Consider the following 17,491-nt stretch of genomic DNA (forward strand, 5'->3'; position numbering starts at 1 on the left):
ACAAGCTTAATATTCAATACGTTAATAAATATATAATTTTTTAAATATTATAATTATGTATTAATAAAATACTTTTTGTATTAATTAAAACAAAATAATTTTAATCCATAAAAACAATTGCGTAAATTTGAGCGTTTGTTACCATCAGAAGAAAAATCAAAATAGAGATATGATAAAATTTGACAACAAAGTTCTAATTGTTGGCGCGAGTGGGTTTGGTAAGGAAGTACTTATGTGTTTAAGTGATTGTATTGCCGGTACAGATTTAAAATTAGAAGACATAGCCTGCTTCATGGAAACGGATGAATTTTGTAAGGATGTAAAAAATGTTCATGGGATTCGTGTAATTACCGAGGATCAATTTAATCCAGCTGACTACCACGTCCTGATTGCCATAGGAGATCCCAAAATTCGAAAGACAGTCGTTGAAAGGCTTCCAAAGGAAACAAAATATACAACGCTAATTCATCCTTCAGCTACTATTTCTAAATATGTTGAAATTGGCGAAGGAACTATAATTACAGCCGGAACAATTGTTACCACGGATATTAAGATCGGCAAGCATGCCCATTTAAATCTGCTTACAACCATCGGGCACGACTGTAAAATCGGAGATTATTTTACCACAGCACCTTCAACGAATATCAGTGGAAATTGTGAAATTGGAGATAATGTTTATTTCGGAACAAGCTCATCCATAAGACAGGGAATAAAAGTTTGTGATAATGTAACAATCGGGATGGGTGCAATTGTTGTTAAAGATATCCGTGAAGAAGGAGTTTATATCGGAAGCCCGGCTAGAAAACTGTAAAACCAAAATAATTGCCTAAGGCAAGAATAATAACAGGGGCATTTGCCCCTTTTTTCTTTAGTATAAGAGTGTCAGATACGTTTTTAACACACTTTTATTATTGCCGTTACATGATTTTATTGATCGAAAAAAATACTAAAGCTAAAAGTTTTACAATTTCTCCAAGAACTTCTCAAAGGAATATTGTACGGAAACGGTACCATCAGCTTCTATTCTGTCCAGTTTCAGGAATTCAATCTGGTTGACGGACGCTGCATCATAATCTTTCTGTACCCTCACATAATTTTCCGTGAAGCCGAACATTTTTCCGTCTTTATTTTCGTGTTCCCAAAGTACGGGAAGTGTTTTCCCAAGCTGGGTCTGATAGAATGCCATCTTTTTCTTTTCGGAAAGAATTCTCAGCATTTTATTTCGTTTCTTTCTTTCAGAAATCGGTACAATTCCATCCATTGCGGCAGCCTCGGTATTTTCTCTTTCAGAATAGGTGAAAACGTGGAGATAAGTAATCGGCAGCTCATTCAGGAAGTTATAGGTTTCCATGAACAACTCTTCCGTTTCTCCCGGAAAACCAACGATCACATCAACGCCAATCGCGGCGTGAGGCATTACTTCACGGATTTTAGCAACCCTGTCTTTATATAATTTCGTAAGATAACGACGCTTCATTTTTTTCAGAAGATCATCACTTCCGGACTGCAGCGGAATGTGAAAATGCGGAACAAAACTTCTGCTTCTTGAAACCAGCTCTATACTTTCATCTTTCAAAAGATTAGGTTCAATGGAAGAAATACGGATTCTTTCGATTCCTTCTACTTTATCGAGCCCGGAAATCAAATCCAGAAATGTATGCTCATGCTTTTTGTTTCCGAATTCTCCTTTTCCATAATCTCCTATATTGACTCCGGTAAGAACGATTTCTTTGATATCTCTTTGAGAAATTTCTCTGGCATTTTTCAGTACATTTTCAATGGTGTCGGAACGGGAAATTCCTCTTGCCAGAGGAATTGTACAGTACGTACATTTATAGTCGCAGCCGTCCTGAACTTTCAGGAAAGCTCTGGTTCTGTCTCCGATAGAATAGCTTCCGATAAAAAAATCAGTTTCTTCAATTTCACAGGAGTGCACAATTCCCTCATTTTCAGATTTTTCAAGATCATCGAGATAGCTCAGGATATTGAACTTTTCTTTGGCGCCCAATACAAGATCCACTCCTTCAATCTGTGAAATTTCTTCAGGTTTCAGCTGTGCATAACATCCCACAATGACAACCAGTCCTTCAGGATTGGCCTTCATTGCTCTTTTTACGTGGAGTTTACACTCACGATCAGCATTTTCCGTAACAGAACACGTATTGATCACATAAATATCCGCTTTATCATCGAAACTCACCTTTTCATACCCCGCATCCGTGAGCTGGCGGGCAATGGTAGATGTTTCCGCAAAATTTAATTTGCAGCCTAAGGTATGAAATGCGGCAGTTCTGTGAAATTGAGACATTTATTAATCCTGAATTTTGTGGCTGCAAAGATAATCAATTTAATACAAATTGTAAATCGATTCAGTCTATTGCTTAAATTCATCTCTTATTTCCGAACTGTTTTGATAACATACGGGAGAGAAATTATGAAGTTCTGCATCATCTTTTTTCTGCAGATCTTTAATGCATTGTTCTCTTATTTTCCAGATTTCATGTAAATCATAGCCAAGACATTCGGTATCGATCCAATTTTTAAGGAAGGCCTGATGAAAAACGATTTTTTCTTCAACAATTTGATCATATTCCATTTCCTTTTCAAGTAACAGTTTATTTTTAAAATCATTATAATTGGAATTTGCCCTTGTAAAATCATAATATATTCCCTCAATTTTCAGGTAATTATGTGCTTCAGGAATATATTTCAGATTAAACTTTTCTAATGTATTTTTAATTTTACCCGTATATTCTTCATCCATTTTAAAAATTCCCAACATGAGTTTTATTTCAGCATAATCATTTTCAAGAGCAAGCTTTCTCAGTACCGCATGTTTTGTGCTGCAGGTCCCGCCCAAATCATTAAAAACACAAAGAATATCACGTTTATCAGTATTTCTTTTGTATGGCAACATGGAGATATAATGACAGGCGGAATCAAAGTCATGAACATTTTTCGTTAAAAATTGTCTAGAAACGATTCCTTTATCTTTCTGTATTTTAAAATTTTTCATAAATGTTGAATATTGAAAAACAAAAACCACCTCTCTCGAGGCAGTTTTAATTTGTATAGATCAATCTCTGTTTTTTACCATCACCCAACCTGAATATTTGATTAATGTATTCTTTTTATCATTTTCATTCCAGGTTACGGAATACCAATAAGTGCCGGTTGGGACTTTTTTACCACCCGTAGTTCCGTTCCACCGGTAACCGTTCATTTTATCTGCCTGGAAGATTTTATTTCCGTACCGGTCGAAAATATTAAATACAAGATTCTGTTTATTTCCCAGTGCAGAATAATCAATCATATCATTAACGCCGTCTCCATTTGGAGTAATGACATTCACTAAATTCGGTACAACAATCGTAATATCAATAGGATCACAATCATAGGCATCTTTAACAAAAATATGATGATCTCCTCTTGGAATATTTGTTAAAACATTAGAATCCTGCCAGTTGATGCCATCTGTGGAATAGCTGTACGGACCTGTTCCTCCTGTAACATTTACCGTCACTGTTGTATTCGAAATATCCACAGAAGAGATTACCGGCTGTTCTGAGGCATAGATTTTTACAGTCTGCAATGTTGTACAATCTCCTGTTTTCAGTTTTACCCAATATGTTCCTACTCCCACATTGGATATTGTCTGTGTTGTCGCTCCTGTACTCCATTCATATGCTGTAAAGCCGGATCCTGCATCAAGCGTTGTTTTATCTTCCACACAGATAATTTTATCCTGAAGGACAGTAGAATATACAGGTGGAAGAACTACCAGATTAACTTTGGCAATTGCATAACAGCCATTTCCGTTGGTTACCCTGATAAAGACAACTCCGTTTGATGCAATATAATTGGCAGGATTTGCGATGGCATTGGTATTATTTTGCGCGTCTCCAAGCGAAGGAAAATAAGTTTTGGTTCCCGTTTGAGTGGTTACCGGAGCCGTTGTTAAATTAAATGAAGCCGTAGAGGGATTTGATTCTATAAAACATGACCTCAGTGTTGCTTCTGTTACGATTACGACAGGGTAAAATTTCAAAGTAATCTCTGCTACAGCCACACAACCGTACTGAGAAGTAATTTTTACATAGACCACCCCTTCAGCGGAAACAAACGCGGCAGGGTTTGCAATTTCATTAATTCCCGCATTAAGATCATTGAGGGTATTGTAATATTTTTTTGTAGCGGTAGGATCTCCGAAAACCGCTGCAGAAGTCAGGTTAAAAGTAGCAGTCCCCGCATTATTGTTATTACAGCTGTAAAGAGTAACATTATTTCCGGTAATATTTCCCTGTTTAAATTTAAACGCTCCGGTCTGTCTGCAGGAATTGATCGGATTATTGGGATCTGCCGGATCCTGATAATGAATACTGTAATAATATGTTAACGCCATGTTCACTGTTTGTGGCGTAAGAATAGGATTTGCTCCCGAAAGTGCATTATTTTGGGAAGTATGATACGTGATCTGAAAATTTGAATTTCCGTTCAGGATACCTGCCGTTAATGTACTGAAATCAAAAACAGCCGGATTTTGGCAGATGATAATCTCCCTCGGATCTGCGGGGTTTGCAGCCGGAGCTCCCGGCGGCGTAAAAGGCTGCGTCTGAATATTAGGATTGGTAAATGGTGAAGCAAGAGTTGCCGTTCCACCCCATGTAAGGGAGAAAGGAGCCATGGTAGGATTAAACACATCTACCCAATTGTCAATGTAAAGATAGTAGGTTTGTCCCGGAAGTACATCCAGATATTTGCAGTATGGTGTTAAAGAGCCGCCGGCCGCGGAAGTAATCGTACTGGTCATATTCAATCCGGTAGAGGCTCCTACGCCTATTACGGTTGCTGCGTTACAGCGTATTGGCGCCCCCAGATTTCCGCAATTGACATTCGGGCCGTATACTGCCCAGTCGTAATCGGCATCCGGATCACTCGGCACCAGATCGAAAGTAAGCGTTCCGCCCGTTGCTATGGTGATTTTGTACCAGATGGAATTATGTTCACCGGTAGTAAGACATCCTCCAAGATTTTCATTGACGGCGCCAATTCCCGACGGAGAATAAGTAATGTTCGAATTTCCACAGACGGTGAGTGCTGTGGAACAGTCGGCCTGGGAAAAAAGAGTTCGGGATAATAGAAGTAAAAAAAAGAGTAAATATTTCTTCATGCTTTTTCAATTTGGTTATATTTCAGTGATTCTTTGTTTATATCAAATATAAACATTTCATATCGATTACGCTATTTTAATTTAACATAATTCATTATAAATTGAAAAAAAATGTAGAATACTCAATAAATCATTTTATACTCGTAATATTTCCGTAAAGATTTTCGATGTGAAAAATTTTATGAAAAGGACTTTTTACCTGATGCAGATGTTCCTTATCCTGAATAAAAGTATAACGGGAAGCGATAGAATTCATATCCGAAACAATCACAAGCCAGCATTCATCTACGGAAGTATCATAATATGGAAATTTTTCATTCTTTTTTTCAATAAGTTCTACAATTTTTTCAGAGCATAATTCATCAAAGAGGTTCATGTTGTATTCATGGGTGATGAAGACATTTCTCCGGTGAAAGGATTTTCTCAGGCTTTTTACGCAACCGTATGCTTTTCCGCGTTTTATGCTTTTGTAGATATTGAGGATAATTTCCTGTTGATTTTCCAGGGTATCAGGCCGGACATCTGAATGGAATTCTAAAAAATAAACACCACGAAATCTCGTAGTGTCTTCCTGTTCCAATAATATTTCTGCCTGACGGAAAATTTTGTTTAAGCTGCTTTCAATCTTTTTCATTTCAAGATGATTGATCACCTCGGTGAGTTCTATCCCAATCTTCTTATTGTCGAATTTTGCGATAAAATCCGGGCTTTCGCAGGTTAAATCTTCAAATTTTATTTCAGGGAAATGATGCATAAAAGAATTAAGCAGTAAGATCTCTGTTTTTTTCTTATACTTTTCCCGGTCATGTAAAGGAGACTGATCTATGGTACGGTGATATTTTTCGATCGGCTTTTTTTTCAAATGCCGGTTCAGATAATAAAGGCTTAGATTTTTAATTAAATCTTCATCAGAAAAAGTCTTTTTCATGTGCTTATGTTTATTGTTATGGAACACATAAAACTTTCGGTTTCATGTCATGAAGTTTTGATTATCAAAAATTTACAATTTAAAGATAAGTAAAAATTCAATGCTATATTTTCTTTTAAAATAATTTATTCGATATTTAACATTTAGTTTACTTTCATAATTAATACCTTTGGCTTTCAAATATAAAACTGTGATGGATTTTAGAAACTTTAAAATGCCTTTTGGCACCAATCCCAAATACTCTAAAAAGGTAGCTTATTTTTCAATGGAATTTGCCATAGAGCAGGTTCTTAAAATATATTCCGGAGGTCTCGGATTTTTAGCAGGGTCTCATATGAGAAGTGCTTATAACCTGAAACAGGATCTTATTGGAATCGGAATTTTGTGGAAATTCGGATATTATGACCAGGCGAGAAATCATGATCAGACCCTACAACCGGTCTGGACAAAAAAAATGTACAGTTTTCTCGAAGATACAGGCTTAAAATTCCAGATTGAAATCCACAGCGCACCGGTTTGGGTAAAGGTATGGTATCTTGATCCGGATATTTTCCAGACGGCACCGATGTTTTTTCTTTCTACCGATGTTACGGAAAATGATCATATTTCAAAAACCATTTGCCATAAGCTTTATGATGCGAACGAGTCTACCAAACTGGCCCAATATATTCTTCTAGGGAAAGGTGGTGCGAAACTGCTTGACGAGATGAATCTTGAAAGAGATATTTATCACCTGAATGAAGCGCACGGACTTCCTGCTGCATTTCACTTGCTAAAAAAATATAATGGAGACCTGAACAGGGTAAAAGAAAAGCTGGTGTTCACAACCCACACTCCTGAAGAAGCCGGTAATGAAAAACATAGTCTGAGACTTTGTTATGAAATGTCTTATTTTTCCGGGTTCAGCATGGACGATGTGAAGAGAATAGAAGGTTCAGGCGACGACCGGTTCAACCATTCTTTGTGTGCCCTGAAAATGGCACATATTGCCAATGGCGTGTCTCAGCTGCATGGTGTTGTTTCAAGAGCCATGTGGAGCAAATATGAAGGGATCTGTGAAATTAAGTCTATTACCAATGCACAGGAATTCAAGTACTGGTCAGACAAACCTTTATATAATGCTAAGGATGAAAATGATGAAACAGTTTTTGACTACCGTAAAAAACATCTTAAAAAGAGACTTTTTAAAGTTGTTGCAGACCAGACAGGCGATCTTTTTAACCCGAATATCTTCACCATTGTATGGGCAAGAAGATTTGCCGGCTACAAAAGAGCTGATCTTCTTTTGCAGGATAAAGAAAGATTTTATAAACTTCTGAATAATCCGAAACATCCGGTACAGATCATTTTTGCAGGAAAACCTTATCCTATGGATTATTCTGCAATTTCTATTTTCAATTTACTGGTAGAAGAGAGCAAAAACAATAAAAATATGGCCGTTCTTACGGGATATGAACTTGCATTAAGCAAATTGCTGAAACAGGGTTCCGATCTTTGGCTAAACAACCCGAGAGTTCCGAGAGAAGCTTCAGGAACATCAGGAATGACTGCTGCCATGAACGGTTCCGTAAATCTTTCTACCGACGACGGCTGGATTCCCGAATTTGCTAAGCATGGAGAAAATTCTTTCGTTGTACCAAAAGGAGATTATGAGAATATGAGCATTTATGAACAGGATAATTATGATATGAACAAGCTGTATGAACTTCTGGAAAACGAAATTCTTCCTGCATATTATGACAATCCGAATCAATGGAGAAAGATTCAGTACAATTCGATGAACGATGTTAAAGACCAGTTTAACAGCGACCGAATGGCGGATGAGTACTACCAGATTCTTTATAATTATAAAGGATAGTTTCGACTGTCAGCCTGCTTTCATTGTACTCAGTTCTCGATACATTTTTCTTCATTTCATTATGAAAAACACTCGAACTGACGAACGATTATACATCTTACAAAATAAACCCGGATTGAAAATTTCAACCCGGGTTTATTTTATAATTAATTTTTTTTCTTTTTTTCTTTAGGCACTTTTAAGCCTTCTTCTCTTGCTTCAGAAATTCCTATGGCAACCGCCTGCTTTCTGCTTTTCACTTTATCTCCGGAAGAAGACTTCAGTTTTCCTTCCTTGAATTCGTGCATTACTTTCTCTACTTTGTCCTGAGCTTTTTCTGAATATTTGTTCTTGCTCATAATATGATGATTTTTAAGATTTTGGTACAGAAACACCTATTTCATATACTTTAGCATGTTTCAGATATTTTGAACGCTCTCGTGAAGTCACCGATTCAAAATGATCATTTTTGAGCACAACGATCGGGTCTTCTGTGTTTTCAATCTCGAAATTGGCCAGATATCTTTCATCAGGGGGAGACTGCAGGAGTTTTGCTTTTATTTTCTGCAGTTCGTCGGCATATTTTTTAAATCCCGGATCTGATGAGTGAATGAATTTATATTCGTCGCCGGCATCTACGAAATAATGCAGTTTTTTATCCAGCAGGTTGGCCTCATTGCCTATTTCAGGGTTGTCGTTACCGTCTTTAAAACCTACTTCCACCAGTTCACCATTTTTTTTCTGGGCGCACTCTTCGGCGTCTTTATAGCTTGAAAATCCTGTATATACAATAGTGTCTCCTAATTCGTACCGGTTTAGTTTCTGGTCAAAAGCATTCGTTTCCATAATTATTATATGATATTGATTATACTTTAACTATTCAATTTTTTTGCCAAAGGCCTATTTTCAAATGCTTTTTCTGACATTCATAAAATTGTTATATTTGAAAGCTTTAAAATAAAAAATGAAAAGATTCATATTAACACTTACCATCGCTGCTGCATTTCAAAGCGTAACCGCACAGGAAATCACTTTAGATAAGATATATTCAGGATATTACCGTGGAAAAGGCATTGCCGGAATCACATCCATGAAAAATGGTGAAAACTACTTAGTTATCGAACAGGGAGGAATAGCAAAATATTCTTATAAAACTTCTCAGAAAGAAGGAAATATTGTTGACGGCCAGTTTGAAAGCTATGAATTTTCTGAAGATGAATCTAAAATTCTTTTGCTGAAAGAAAGCGAGCCCATTTACAGACACTCTTTCCTCGGGAAATTTGAGGTTAAAGATTTAAAATCAGGAAAAACGGTTGCTTTATATGATGGAAAATTTGTTCAGGAGCCTAGATTTTCACCGGACGCTACCAAAGTTGCATTTATCGCTGATAACAATCTATTCTATCAGGATTTAAATTCGGGAAAAATCACACAGATTACAACAGACGGTAAGAAAAATTCAATCATCAACGGACTTGCAGACTGGGTGTATGAAGAGGAATTCGGGCATGCTAGACAATATGAATGGACGAAAAATTCAGATGCTATCGTTTTTGTAAAATCAGATGAAAGTGAAGTTCCTGAAATTTTTATCCCGATTTACGGTAAAACGCTTTACCCATCTGAAATGCGTTATAAATATCCTAAAGCCGGAGAAAACAATTCTAAAGTTTCAGCGCAGCTGTATCGTCTGGACAATGGAAAAACAAGTCATTTAAATTTAAGTTCATTTAAAAATTATTATATTCCAAATGTTATTCAGACCGCAAAACCGGATGAAATTGTTTTGATTACTTCTGAAAGAATTCAAAATGCATCTGATGTTCTGAAAGTAAATACCAAAACCGGAACTGTACAGAAATTATTCACTGAAACAGATGAAAAATGGATTGACACCGACAGTCCGACATTGGAATTTTTAGAGGATGATTCTTTCCTTTGGGGCTCCGAAAGAGACGGCAACCGCCATCTGTACTGGTATGACAAAGACGGAAAGCTCAAAAAACAGGTGACCAAAGGAAACTGGGAAGTAACGGATTATTATGGCTATAATCCTAAATCAAAAGAAATTTACGTTCAGACTACAGAAAAGGGAAGCATTAATAAAGTGGTTTCCAAAGTAAATATCGAAAACGGGAAATCACAGCTCATCTCCAATGCGGAAGGTAATAATTCTGCAAGCTTCAGTAAAAATTACAATTATTTTATTGAAACATCTTCTACGGCTTCAAGACCTTACACTTTTGTCTTAAAGGACGGAACCGGGAAAGTAGTAAAAGAGCTTCAGAATAATGAAGCCCAGCTTCAGAAGCTTAAAGCAGATAACTTTGTTGAAAAAGAATTCATGACGATTCCCAACGAAGCCGGAGATCAGATGAATGCCTGGATTATTAAGCCTAAAAATTTTGATAAAAATAAAAAATATCCGTTGTTTATGTTCCAGTATTCCGGTCCGGGATCTCAGCAGGTTGCCAATTCCTGGGATAATGGAAATGCTTTGTGGTTTGAAATGCTGGCGCAAAAAGGTTATGTTGTAGCTTGTGTAGACGGCCGTGGTACAGGTTATAAAGGAGCGAAATTCAAAAAAGTAACTTACATGAATTTGGGCAAATATGAAATTGAAGATCAGATTGCGGCGGCTAAATGGTTCGGTAATCAGTCGTATATCGACAAATCAAGAATCGGAATGTTCGGATGGAGCTTTGGAGGTTATATGACCAGCTTGGCCATGACCAAAGGTGCAGATGTTTTCAAAATGGGAATTGCCGTAGCACCGGTTACCAACTGGAGATTCTATGATTCTGTTTACACGGAAAGGTTCCTGAGAACACCGCAGGAAAATCCTGACGGTTATGATAAAAACTCGCCTACCGAATACGCGAATTTACTGAAAGGAAAATTCTTATTAATTCACGGAACGGCTGACGATAACGTACATTTCCAAAACTCTATGCAATTCTCAGAAGCTCTGATTCAGAATAAAAAACAATTCGATTTTATGGCTTATCCTGACAAAAACCACGGAATTTATGGCGGGCAGACAAGACCTCAGCTTTACCAGAAAATGACTGATTTTATTTTGGAGAATTTGTAAAAATTTATCTGAAATTTAATGATAAAAAAACTCCGAATCTTTAATGTAAGATTCGGAGTTTTTTTTCAATAAGAATGAAAGCTTCTGTTATCAATAATAGTCACAAGAAAAATTATATTATTGATTTCCTGATAAATTAATGAATTGTTTTCATCAATAACACATTTTCTTAAGTTCAGAATTTTAGATTTGGACAAATCCCAACATGGTCTTTCAAATTAGCAATTAACCTGTTAAAATTTATATTCAAATCTTTCAATCTCTTTAATTGTCCAGTTTTCAAACAAATAATCAATTACCTTTAAATAATTCTTTAAAGCTTCATCAGACCAAATAATTTCCATTATCATTTCTTTGAATTAATATAATCTTTTATATTCTTTTGGGCAGATTCTTGGCCTATCGTTCTTCCACTTTGTATATCGTCCAATCCTTTATTTATAGAATCTCTATGGATTTCTGATAAATTTTCTGCCCAATCCTGAGAATTAGTTTTGTTGTATTTTGTTTTTAAAAAATCAATAAAATCATTTACTCCCTCGTAAAAATTTTCAGGGAGTGTTCTGATATTATTTTCTAAATCTTTCAATGTAATTTCCATTTTCCATCTTATTTTATCCAAAATTAATAAAATCTCATTATTATTTTTAAAATTCTATATTTGTGAAACTTGAAATTTATCAACTATGAAGACTAAACATCCTAAGGGATTGCCTTTCCTCTTCTTTACGGAAATGTGGGAGCGTTTCGGGTATTATCTTATCCTCGGAATTTTTGTATTGTATGTGATTGAACCAACCGGCGCAAAAGGCGGCCTCGGACTTCCCGACAAAACCGCAGACGATATTTTCGGGACTTATATTGCCCTTACCTATTTAACGCCTTTCATCGGCGGATTTCTTGCGGACCGGGTATTAGGCTACATCAAATCGATTTATCTCGGAGGAATTTTAATGGCAGCCGGATACATTGGGATGGGTGTTTTTAAAGATCTTACTCTTTTTTATTCTTCATTAGCGTTAATCATCATCGGAAATGGTTTCTTTAAGCCAACAATTTCAACATTGCTTGGAAATTTATATTCTGAAGAACCTTACAAAGCCAACAAGGATTCCGGTTACAATATTTTTTACATGGGAATCAACATCGGAGCGTTTATCTGTAATATCATTGCAGCATTTATGCGGAATAAATTCGGTTGGGGTGAAGCGTTTATCACAGCCGGAGTCGGAATGTTGATTGGTATGGTAATTTTTACCATTGGCAGGAAACATTATATTCATGCAGCCCAGATGAAACCTGTTCAGGAAGGTGACACCAAACTTTCTGAAATTTTGGTTAAAGTGTTCTTACCTGCAATTGTTGCCGGAGTAATCGGTTGGACCATTCCCGGAAATATTTTCGGAAGTGACAGTACAGACGCCTTTATCTTTGCATGTGTTCCGGTTATTTATTTTTATGCTTCGCTCTATTTTAAAGCTAAACCAGAAGAAAAATCTTCGATTGGAGCCTTACTGTCAGTTTTCTTAATCAGTATGTTTTTCTGGGCAGTTTTCAAGCAAAACGGAACAGCTCTAACAAGATGGGCCAATTATTACACCGACCGAAGTGTTCCTGCCGCTATGGAAAAGCCATTAGAAGAAATTTATATGGTTGAGGGAAAAAGCTATGAAGACAAGGAAGTTCCTGTTTATGATGATCAGTTCCAGTCACAGAAAGATAAAGACGGAAAAGCTATTAAAGTACAGGGAAAAGATGTGTATTTTAAAAATATTTCCCCTGATCAGCGTGCACAATTAGAAAAAAATCCTGAAACAAAAACTTATTTATACAATACGGAATTATTTCAATCCATCAACCCATTTTGGGTAATTGCCTTAACACCGGTTATTGTTGCCTTTTGGGCTTTTTTAAGAAGACGGGGGAAAGAACCTCTAACTCCAACCAAAATTGTTTTGGGATTATTTATTTCAGCATTATCATGCCTTGTAATGGTTGTGGCAGTCTGGGCGGGCGATAACGGTGCCGTGAAAGTTTCTCCATGGTGGCTCGTAGCAGGATATGGTGTCATCACTATTGGTGAGCTCTGCCTTTCGCCAATGGGATTGTCTTTCGTTTCCAAATTATCTCCTGCAAGGATTACGGCTTTAATGATGGGTGGGTTTTTCCTGGCAAACTCTGTAGGAAACAAGCTTTCCGGGATTTTAGCAAGTACCTGGTACAGCTATGATAATAAAATGAATTATTTCCTGGTCAATTTCGCTTTATTAATATTTGCCACGCTTTTAGGACTATCCATGTTAAAAAGATTAAACAAAATCATGAAGGAAAAAGGACATTAATTGCATTCAACAATAATGAAAACAAAGCTGTGGAGTTCCTCTGCAGCTTTTTTATTTAAATATAAAATTAAAACCTTGCTGAAAACACAAAAAAAACTATATTTGTCAGTCTTAACAAAAATTAACAATAAAAAATGGATAATACTGAAGCATTAAGTCCGAAACAGGATGAATTTGTAGAGAATAAAGGATCCAGGCATCCGAAGGGATTGTGGGTTTTATTCGGAACAGAAATGTGGGAGCGTTTCAACTTTTATGGAATGAGAGCACTTTTGACGCTCTTCATGGTAAATTCCTTATTAATAAAAGAAGCTGATGCAGCAATCATCTATGGTGGATTTTTAGCTTTATGTTACCTTACTCCTCTTTTGGGTGGTTTCATTGCAGATAAATATATCGGTAACAGAAATGCCATCTTAATCGGTGGATCATTAATGGCCATCGGGCAGTTTTTACTGTTCATCAGTGCGTCTACTTTCTCAGGAAATGTTGACAGCGCAAAAATGTTTATGTGGCTTGCCCTTTTCATTATCATTTTCGGAAACGGATTCTTTAAGCCGAACATTTCCTCCATGGTGGGAAGCCTTTACCCGAAACAGGAAAAATCAAAACTAGATTCTGCTTTCACGATTTTCTATATGGGAATCAATATCGGGGCATTTTTGGGTCAGTTCATCTGTCCTTATTTAGGGGATGTAAAAGATGCTACTACAGGAGTAAGAGATATTTTTGCATTCAAATGGGGTTTCCTGGCCGCTTCCATCGCGATGGTAATTGGTACGGTAACCTTCTTTATTCTTAAAAACAAATATGTGGTAACACCGGAAGGAAGACCAATCGGAGGATTACCAAAACATAATACCAGTGCAGATTTTGAAGAAGGCGAAACGCAGACTGCAAAATTCTCGGGTGCAGCTTTAGGAATTACAGGAGCATTATTTATTGTTTTATTCTTTGTTTTCCGATATCTTCTTGTCGGCGAATTCGGCTTTAAAGCAGTTGAAATGGGACAATTAATCAAAGGAATTATTTATCCTTTCATTTATGCAGCGGGGATTTCTTTGGCATTTTTAATTATGAGTTCTGCAGAAAACAAAGTGGAAAGACAGAGAATATGGGTAATCTATATTGTATCCTTCTTTATTATCTTCTTCTGGGCAGCTTTTGAGCAGGCAGGTTCTTCATTAACATTTATTGCAGATAACCAGACCGACAGAAATATCTTCGGATGGAATATGCCGCCTTCAATGGTACAGATTTTCAACGGGATTTTCGTGGTATTGCTTGCAGTTCCTTTCAGTTTATGCTGGGATAAATTAAGAGCAAGAGGTAAAGAACCGGTTTCTCCAATGAAGCAGGCCATGGGTCTTGCATTAATTGCTTTAAGTTATTTCATCATTGCCCATAACGTAAAAGATCTTGGAAATTCAGGATTGTTAGCGATAAAATGGCTGATGCTTTTATATTTCATCCAGACTTGTGGTGAGCTTTGTCTTTCTCCAATCGGGTTATCTTTGGTAGGTAAACTGGCCCCAAAAAGATTTGCTTCGTTGCTATACGGTGTTTTCTTTATTTCCAATGCTGCGGGGTATGCTTTGGCGGGTTCGTTAGGAGCACTAATTCCTGCTACAGGAGACAAATTCACTAAAGCTCAGGAAATTGGAGTAAATCTTCAGGATGTTTTGGATAAAAAAGTAACCTTAACAGCTGAGCAGGCTGCCGCGTTTGAAAAAGCTCAGTTGCCTTTACAGAATCCTACTTTTGCAGGATTTGAAATTCACAATTTATTCGAATTCTTTATGGTATTCGTGGTATTGTGTGGTATTGCAGCAGTAATCTTAGCTTTAATTTCACCAATCTTAAAGAAAATGATGCATGGTGTAAACTAATCTGCATCAAATAAAATAAATGAAACCTCTGCTAAGTCGGAGGTTTTTTTTATTTTCGTGTGTTCTTGCAATTGTTGACGCAATGCATCAACAATTAAGTTGAAACAAAATCCTTATTTAAAACTTAATCATATCATTATGAGTTTAACTTTAGACGAAATACAAAATTTCAAAGGAAAATATCCCAGACAAATCTGGAGCCTCTTCTTCTCCGAAATGTGGGAACGATTCTGCTTCTACGGAATGCGCGGAATGCTTGTTTTCTTTATGATTTCCCAACTTAATCTCCATGAAAAAGAAGCCAATCTTCAGTATGCTGCAACGCAGGCATTTGTATATGCTTTTACCTTTATCGGAGGATTATTTGCAGATAAAATTTTAGGCTTCCGAAAATCACTCTTCTGGGGCGGAATTTTAATGATCATAGGAAGTATCATCCTGGCAACGGATCCCCATAAATTTTTCTTTTTAGGTATTGCCTTTACCGTTGTAGGAACAGGTTTTTTCAAACCGAATATCTCATCAATGGTCGGGCAGCTTTACAAACCGAATGATTCAAGAGCCGATGCCGGATTTTCACTTTTTTATGCAGGAATTAATCTCGGAGCTTTGCTGGGAGGTTATTTTTGTATTACTATCGGAAAAGGGGAAATTCTGGCGAAAGTAATTCCGGAAGAAATGAGATGGAATGTTGCATTCGGGTTGGCGGCCATCGTAATGGTCGTCAGTTTAATTAATTTTGTTTTTACACAAAGAAGCTTAGGAACAATAGGCCTTCAGCCGGGACATCCGTTGAATGAAGTAAAATCCGCACCCATCCCGAAATGGCAGGAATACGGTGTCTATGTTTTATCACTGATTTTTGTTCCGATTATCATGATCATGGTCGCTAAAACCGAGTATACGGATTATTTCATGTGGACTGTCGGACCGCTGACTTTGATCTACCTGTTTTACGAAATGACCAAAGTAACACCTGCCGAGCGAAATAAACTCTTAGCCGCCTTAGTCTTTATTTTATTTTCCATTTTATTCTGGGGGATTTATGAGCAAAGCGGAGGTTCTCTAAGTATTTTTGCCGCTAAAAATTTGAATAACGACTTATTGGGACTTGATCCAAATGGCGTCAATAATTCCGGAGGCGCCTTTTTCATCATTTTCCTTGCCCCACTAATCGGACTGCTTTGGATCTGGATGAGCAAAAGAAAAATTGAGCCGAACACCATTATTAAGTTCGGGTTAGGCTTTATTTTCTTAGGCTTAGGTTATTACGTTTTATTTGCAACACGTTTTTTCGCCAATCTTCAGGGAATCACTTCACTGAATTTCTTTACCATAGCATTGCTGGTTATTACTTTGGGTGAATTATGCCTCTCTCCTATCGGATTATCGATTATGACGAAGCTTTCAACTAAAAATCTTCAGGGAATGATGATGGGAATGTGGTTTCTGGCTTCAGCATACGGACAGTATGTCGCAGGAATTATTGGTGCCGGACTGGCAACGGCAAAAGAAGGTTCTACCAATTATGATGCTTTGATCACTTACACCGATGGATATAAACAATTGGGATTATATGCTGTAATTGCCGGAGTTATATTAATTTTGATTTCACCTTTCGTTAAGAAATTAATGCAGGAGGTACGATAAGGCATAATATTATGCTTATTTTTACATAAATATCAAATCATGAAGAGAATAATAAGCATCATTTGTTTTTTCGTTATTACTTTAAATTTCGCTCAGGTAAAATGGATGACCATTGAAGAAGCACTGAAAGCGCAAAAAGAAAATCCGAAAAAAATCCTGATTGACTTTTATGCAGACTGGTGCGGCCCCTGTAAAATCATGGATAAAAAAACGTATGGAAATCCCATTATTGCTGACATTATAAATGAAAACTATTACGCTGTAAAATTTAATGCCGAGGAAAAAAGCACGATCCAGATTTTCGGAAGAAAGTTTTCAAACCCAAATACGGAACATAAAAAAGGAAAAAACTCCCTCCACGAATTCACCCAGTACATGAACGTAGGAGCTGTTCCCAGTACAGTATTCCTGGATGAGAAAGGAGGTCCTATTACCATTCTTCAGGGAGAATTATCTGCAAAGGAACTGGAACCTTATCTGGAATTTATTTCCAAGGATTTATTTAAAAAAATACGTTCCAGGCAACAGTGGGAAGATTACCAGACAAAATTTAAATCCAAAATAAAAGAATAATAAATAAA

At 36.7% G+C, this 17,491-nt stretch carries 14 protein-coding genes; 7 read left to right on the top strand and 7 right to left on the bottom strand.

Annotated elements, in window-relative coordinates; genetic code table 11:
• Positions 1-169: 169 nt before the first annotated feature.
• On the top strand, positions 170-811 hold the full coding sequence (locus U9K52_RS19270; protein ID WP_322927802.1) for an acetyltransferase: 642 nt from the start codon (positions 170-172) through the stop codon (positions 809-811).
• Positions 812-961: 150 nt separating this feature from the next.
• Here the strand turns inward: U9K52_RS19270 and mtaB are convergent, their stop codons facing one another.
• The 4 genes from mtaB to U9K52_RS19290 all read right to left on the bottom strand — a co-directional run bounded on the left by mtaB (position 962) and on the right by U9K52_RS19290 (position 6,098).
• Entirely contained in the window at positions 962-2,308 is a 1,347-nt protein-coding gene (gene mtaB, locus U9K52_RS19275) for a tRNA (N(6)-L-threonylcarbamoyladenosine(37)-C(2))-methylthiotransferase MtaB (protein WP_248394655.1), read from the bottom strand.
• Between the two features lie 66 nt (positions 2,309-2,374).
• On the bottom strand, positions 2,375-3,016 hold the full coding sequence (locus U9K52_RS19280) for a hypothetical protein (RefSeq protein ID WP_322927792.1): 642 nt from the start codon (positions 3,014-3,016) through the stop codon (positions 2,375-2,377).
• A gap of 60 nt (positions 3,017-3,076) precedes the next feature.
• Positions 3,077-5,170 (bottom strand): T9SS type B sorting domain-containing protein, encoded by a 2,094-nt coding sequence (locus U9K52_RS19285; protein WP_322927793.1) that lies wholly within the window; start codon positions 5,168-5,170, stop codon positions 3,077-3,079.
• A gap of 130 nt (positions 5,171-5,300) precedes the next feature.
• Positions 5,301-6,098, bottom strand: coding sequence for a hypothetical protein (locus U9K52_RS19290; protein ID WP_322927794.1), 798 nt, complete (start codon positions 6,096-6,098; stop codon positions 5,301-5,303).
• A 193-nt stretch (positions 6,099-6,291) separates the two neighbouring features.
• On the opposite strand from U9K52_RS19290, the gene glgP reads away from it, so the two are divergent.
• Complete coding sequence (glgP, locus tag U9K52_RS19295) at positions 6,292-7,956, top strand: alpha-glucan family phosphorylase (protein WP_322927795.1); 1,665 nt, start codon at positions 6,292-6,294, stop codon at positions 7,954-7,956.
• A gap of 146 nt (positions 7,957-8,102) precedes the next feature.
• On the opposite strand, the gene U9K52_RS19300 is transcribed toward glgP, so the two are convergent.
• Both U9K52_RS19300 and U9K52_RS19305 read right to left on the bottom strand, forming a co-directional pair.
• On the bottom strand, positions 8,103-8,294 hold the full coding sequence (locus tag U9K52_RS19300; protein WP_248394663.1) for a DUF6496 domain-containing protein: 192 nt from the start codon (positions 8,292-8,294) through the stop codon (positions 8,103-8,105).
• A gap of 13 nt (positions 8,295-8,307) precedes the next feature.
• Positions 8,308-8,781: a hypothetical protein gene (locus U9K52_RS19305; protein ID WP_248394665.1), complete on the bottom strand. Its 474-nt coding sequence runs from the start codon at positions 8,779-8,781 to the stop codon at positions 8,308-8,310.
• Positions 8,782-8,899: 118 nt separating this feature from the next.
• Between U9K52_RS19305 and U9K52_RS19310 the strand changes: the two genes are divergently transcribed.
• Positions 8,900-11,029, top strand: a complete 2,130-nt coding sequence (locus U9K52_RS19310; protein ID WP_322927796.1) for a S9 family peptidase — start codon at positions 8,900-8,902, stop codon at positions 11,027-11,029.
• Positions 11,030-11,375: 346 nt separating this feature from the next.
• On the opposite strand, the gene U9K52_RS19315 is transcribed toward U9K52_RS19310, so the two are convergent.
• Positions 11,376-11,630 carry a DUF2281 domain-containing protein gene (locus U9K52_RS19315; RefSeq protein ID WP_263602398.1) on the bottom strand — a complete coding sequence of 85 codons (255 nt, stop codon included), beginning with the start codon at positions 11,628-11,630 and terminating at the stop codon, positions 11,376-11,378.
• 85 nt (positions 11,631-11,715) lie between these two features.
• Here U9K52_RS19315 and U9K52_RS19320 point away from each other — a divergent pair, with 85 nt between their 5' ends.
• From U9K52_RS19320 to U9K52_RS19335, 4 genes are all read left to right on the top strand, one after another.
• Entirely contained in the window at positions 11,716-13,371 is a 1,656-nt protein-coding gene (locus U9K52_RS19320) for a peptide MFS transporter (RefSeq protein ID WP_322927797.1), read from the top strand.
• A gap of 134 nt (positions 13,372-13,505) precedes the next feature.
• A complete protein-coding gene (locus tag U9K52_RS19325; RefSeq protein WP_248394672.1) occupies positions 13,506-15,260 on the top strand; it encodes a peptide MFS transporter in 1,755 nt (584 codons plus the stop codon).
• Between the two features lie 138 nt (positions 15,261-15,398).
• Entirely contained in the window at positions 15,399-16,910 is a 1,512-nt protein-coding gene (locus tag U9K52_RS19330; protein WP_263602396.1) for a peptide MFS transporter, read from the top strand.
• A gap of 39 nt (positions 16,911-16,949) precedes the next feature.
• Positions 16,950-17,483 carry a thioredoxin family protein gene (locus U9K52_RS19335; RefSeq protein WP_248394676.1) on the top strand — a complete coding sequence of 178 codons (534 nt, stop codon included), beginning with the start codon at positions 16,950-16,952 and terminating at the stop codon, positions 17,481-17,483.
• The last annotated feature ends 8 nt before the right edge of the window (positions 17,484-17,491 follow it).

The sequence above is a fragment of the Chryseobacterium sp. MHB01 genome, from assembly GCF_034651565.1.
In the GTDB taxonomy this organism is placed as follows: domain Bacteria; phylum Bacteroidota; class Bacteroidia; order Flavobacteriales; family Weeksellaceae; genus Chryseobacterium; species Chryseobacterium nepalense.

Coding starts and splice junctions, on each gene's coding strand:
- U9K52_RS19270 (WP_322927802.1), top strand. CDS start 170: ATGATAAAATTTGACAACAAAGTTCTAATTGTTGGCGCGAGTGGGTTT.
- mtaB (WP_248394655.1), bottom strand. CDS start 2,308: ATGTCTCAATTTCACAGAACTGCCGCATTTCATACCTTAGGCTGCAAA.
- U9K52_RS19280 (WP_322927792.1), bottom strand. CDS start 3,016: ATGAAAAATTTTAAAATACAGAAAGATAAAGGAATCGTTTCTAGACAA.
- U9K52_RS19285 (WP_322927793.1), bottom strand. CDS start 5,170: ATGAAGAAATATTTACTCTTTTTTTTACTTCTATTATCCCGAACTCTT.
- U9K52_RS19290 (WP_322927794.1), bottom strand. CDS start 6,098: ATGAAAAAGACTTTTTCTGATGAAGATTTAATTAAAAATCTAAGCCTT.
- glgP (WP_322927795.1), top strand. CDS start 6,292: ATGGATTTTAGAAACTTTAAAATGCCTTTTGGCACCAATCCCAAATAC.
- U9K52_RS19300 (WP_248394663.1), bottom strand. CDS start 8,294: ATGAGCAAGAACAAATATTCAGAAAAAGCTCAGGACAAAGTAGAGAAA.
- U9K52_RS19305 (WP_248394665.1), bottom strand. CDS start 8,781: ATGGAAACGAATGCTTTTGACCAGAAACTAAACCGGTACGAATTAGGA.
- U9K52_RS19310 (WP_322927796.1), top strand. CDS start 8,900: ATGAAAAGATTCATATTAACACTTACCATCGCTGCTGCATTTCAAAGC.
- U9K52_RS19315 (WP_263602398.1), bottom strand. CDS start 11,630: ATGGAAATTACATTGAAAGATTTAGAAAATAATATCAGAACACTCCCT.
- U9K52_RS19320 (WP_322927797.1), top strand. CDS start 11,716: ATGAAGACTAAACATCCTAAGGGATTGCCTTTCCTCTTCTTTACGGAA.
- U9K52_RS19325 (WP_248394672.1), top strand. CDS start 13,506: ATGGATAATACTGAAGCATTAAGTCCGAAACAGGATGAATTTGTAGAG.
- U9K52_RS19330 (WP_263602396.1), top strand. CDS start 15,399: ATGAGTTTAACTTTAGACGAAATACAAAATTTCAAAGGAAAATATCCC.
- U9K52_RS19335 (WP_248394676.1), top strand. CDS start 16,950: ATGAAGAGAATAATAAGCATCATTTGTTTTTTCGTTATTACTTTAAAT.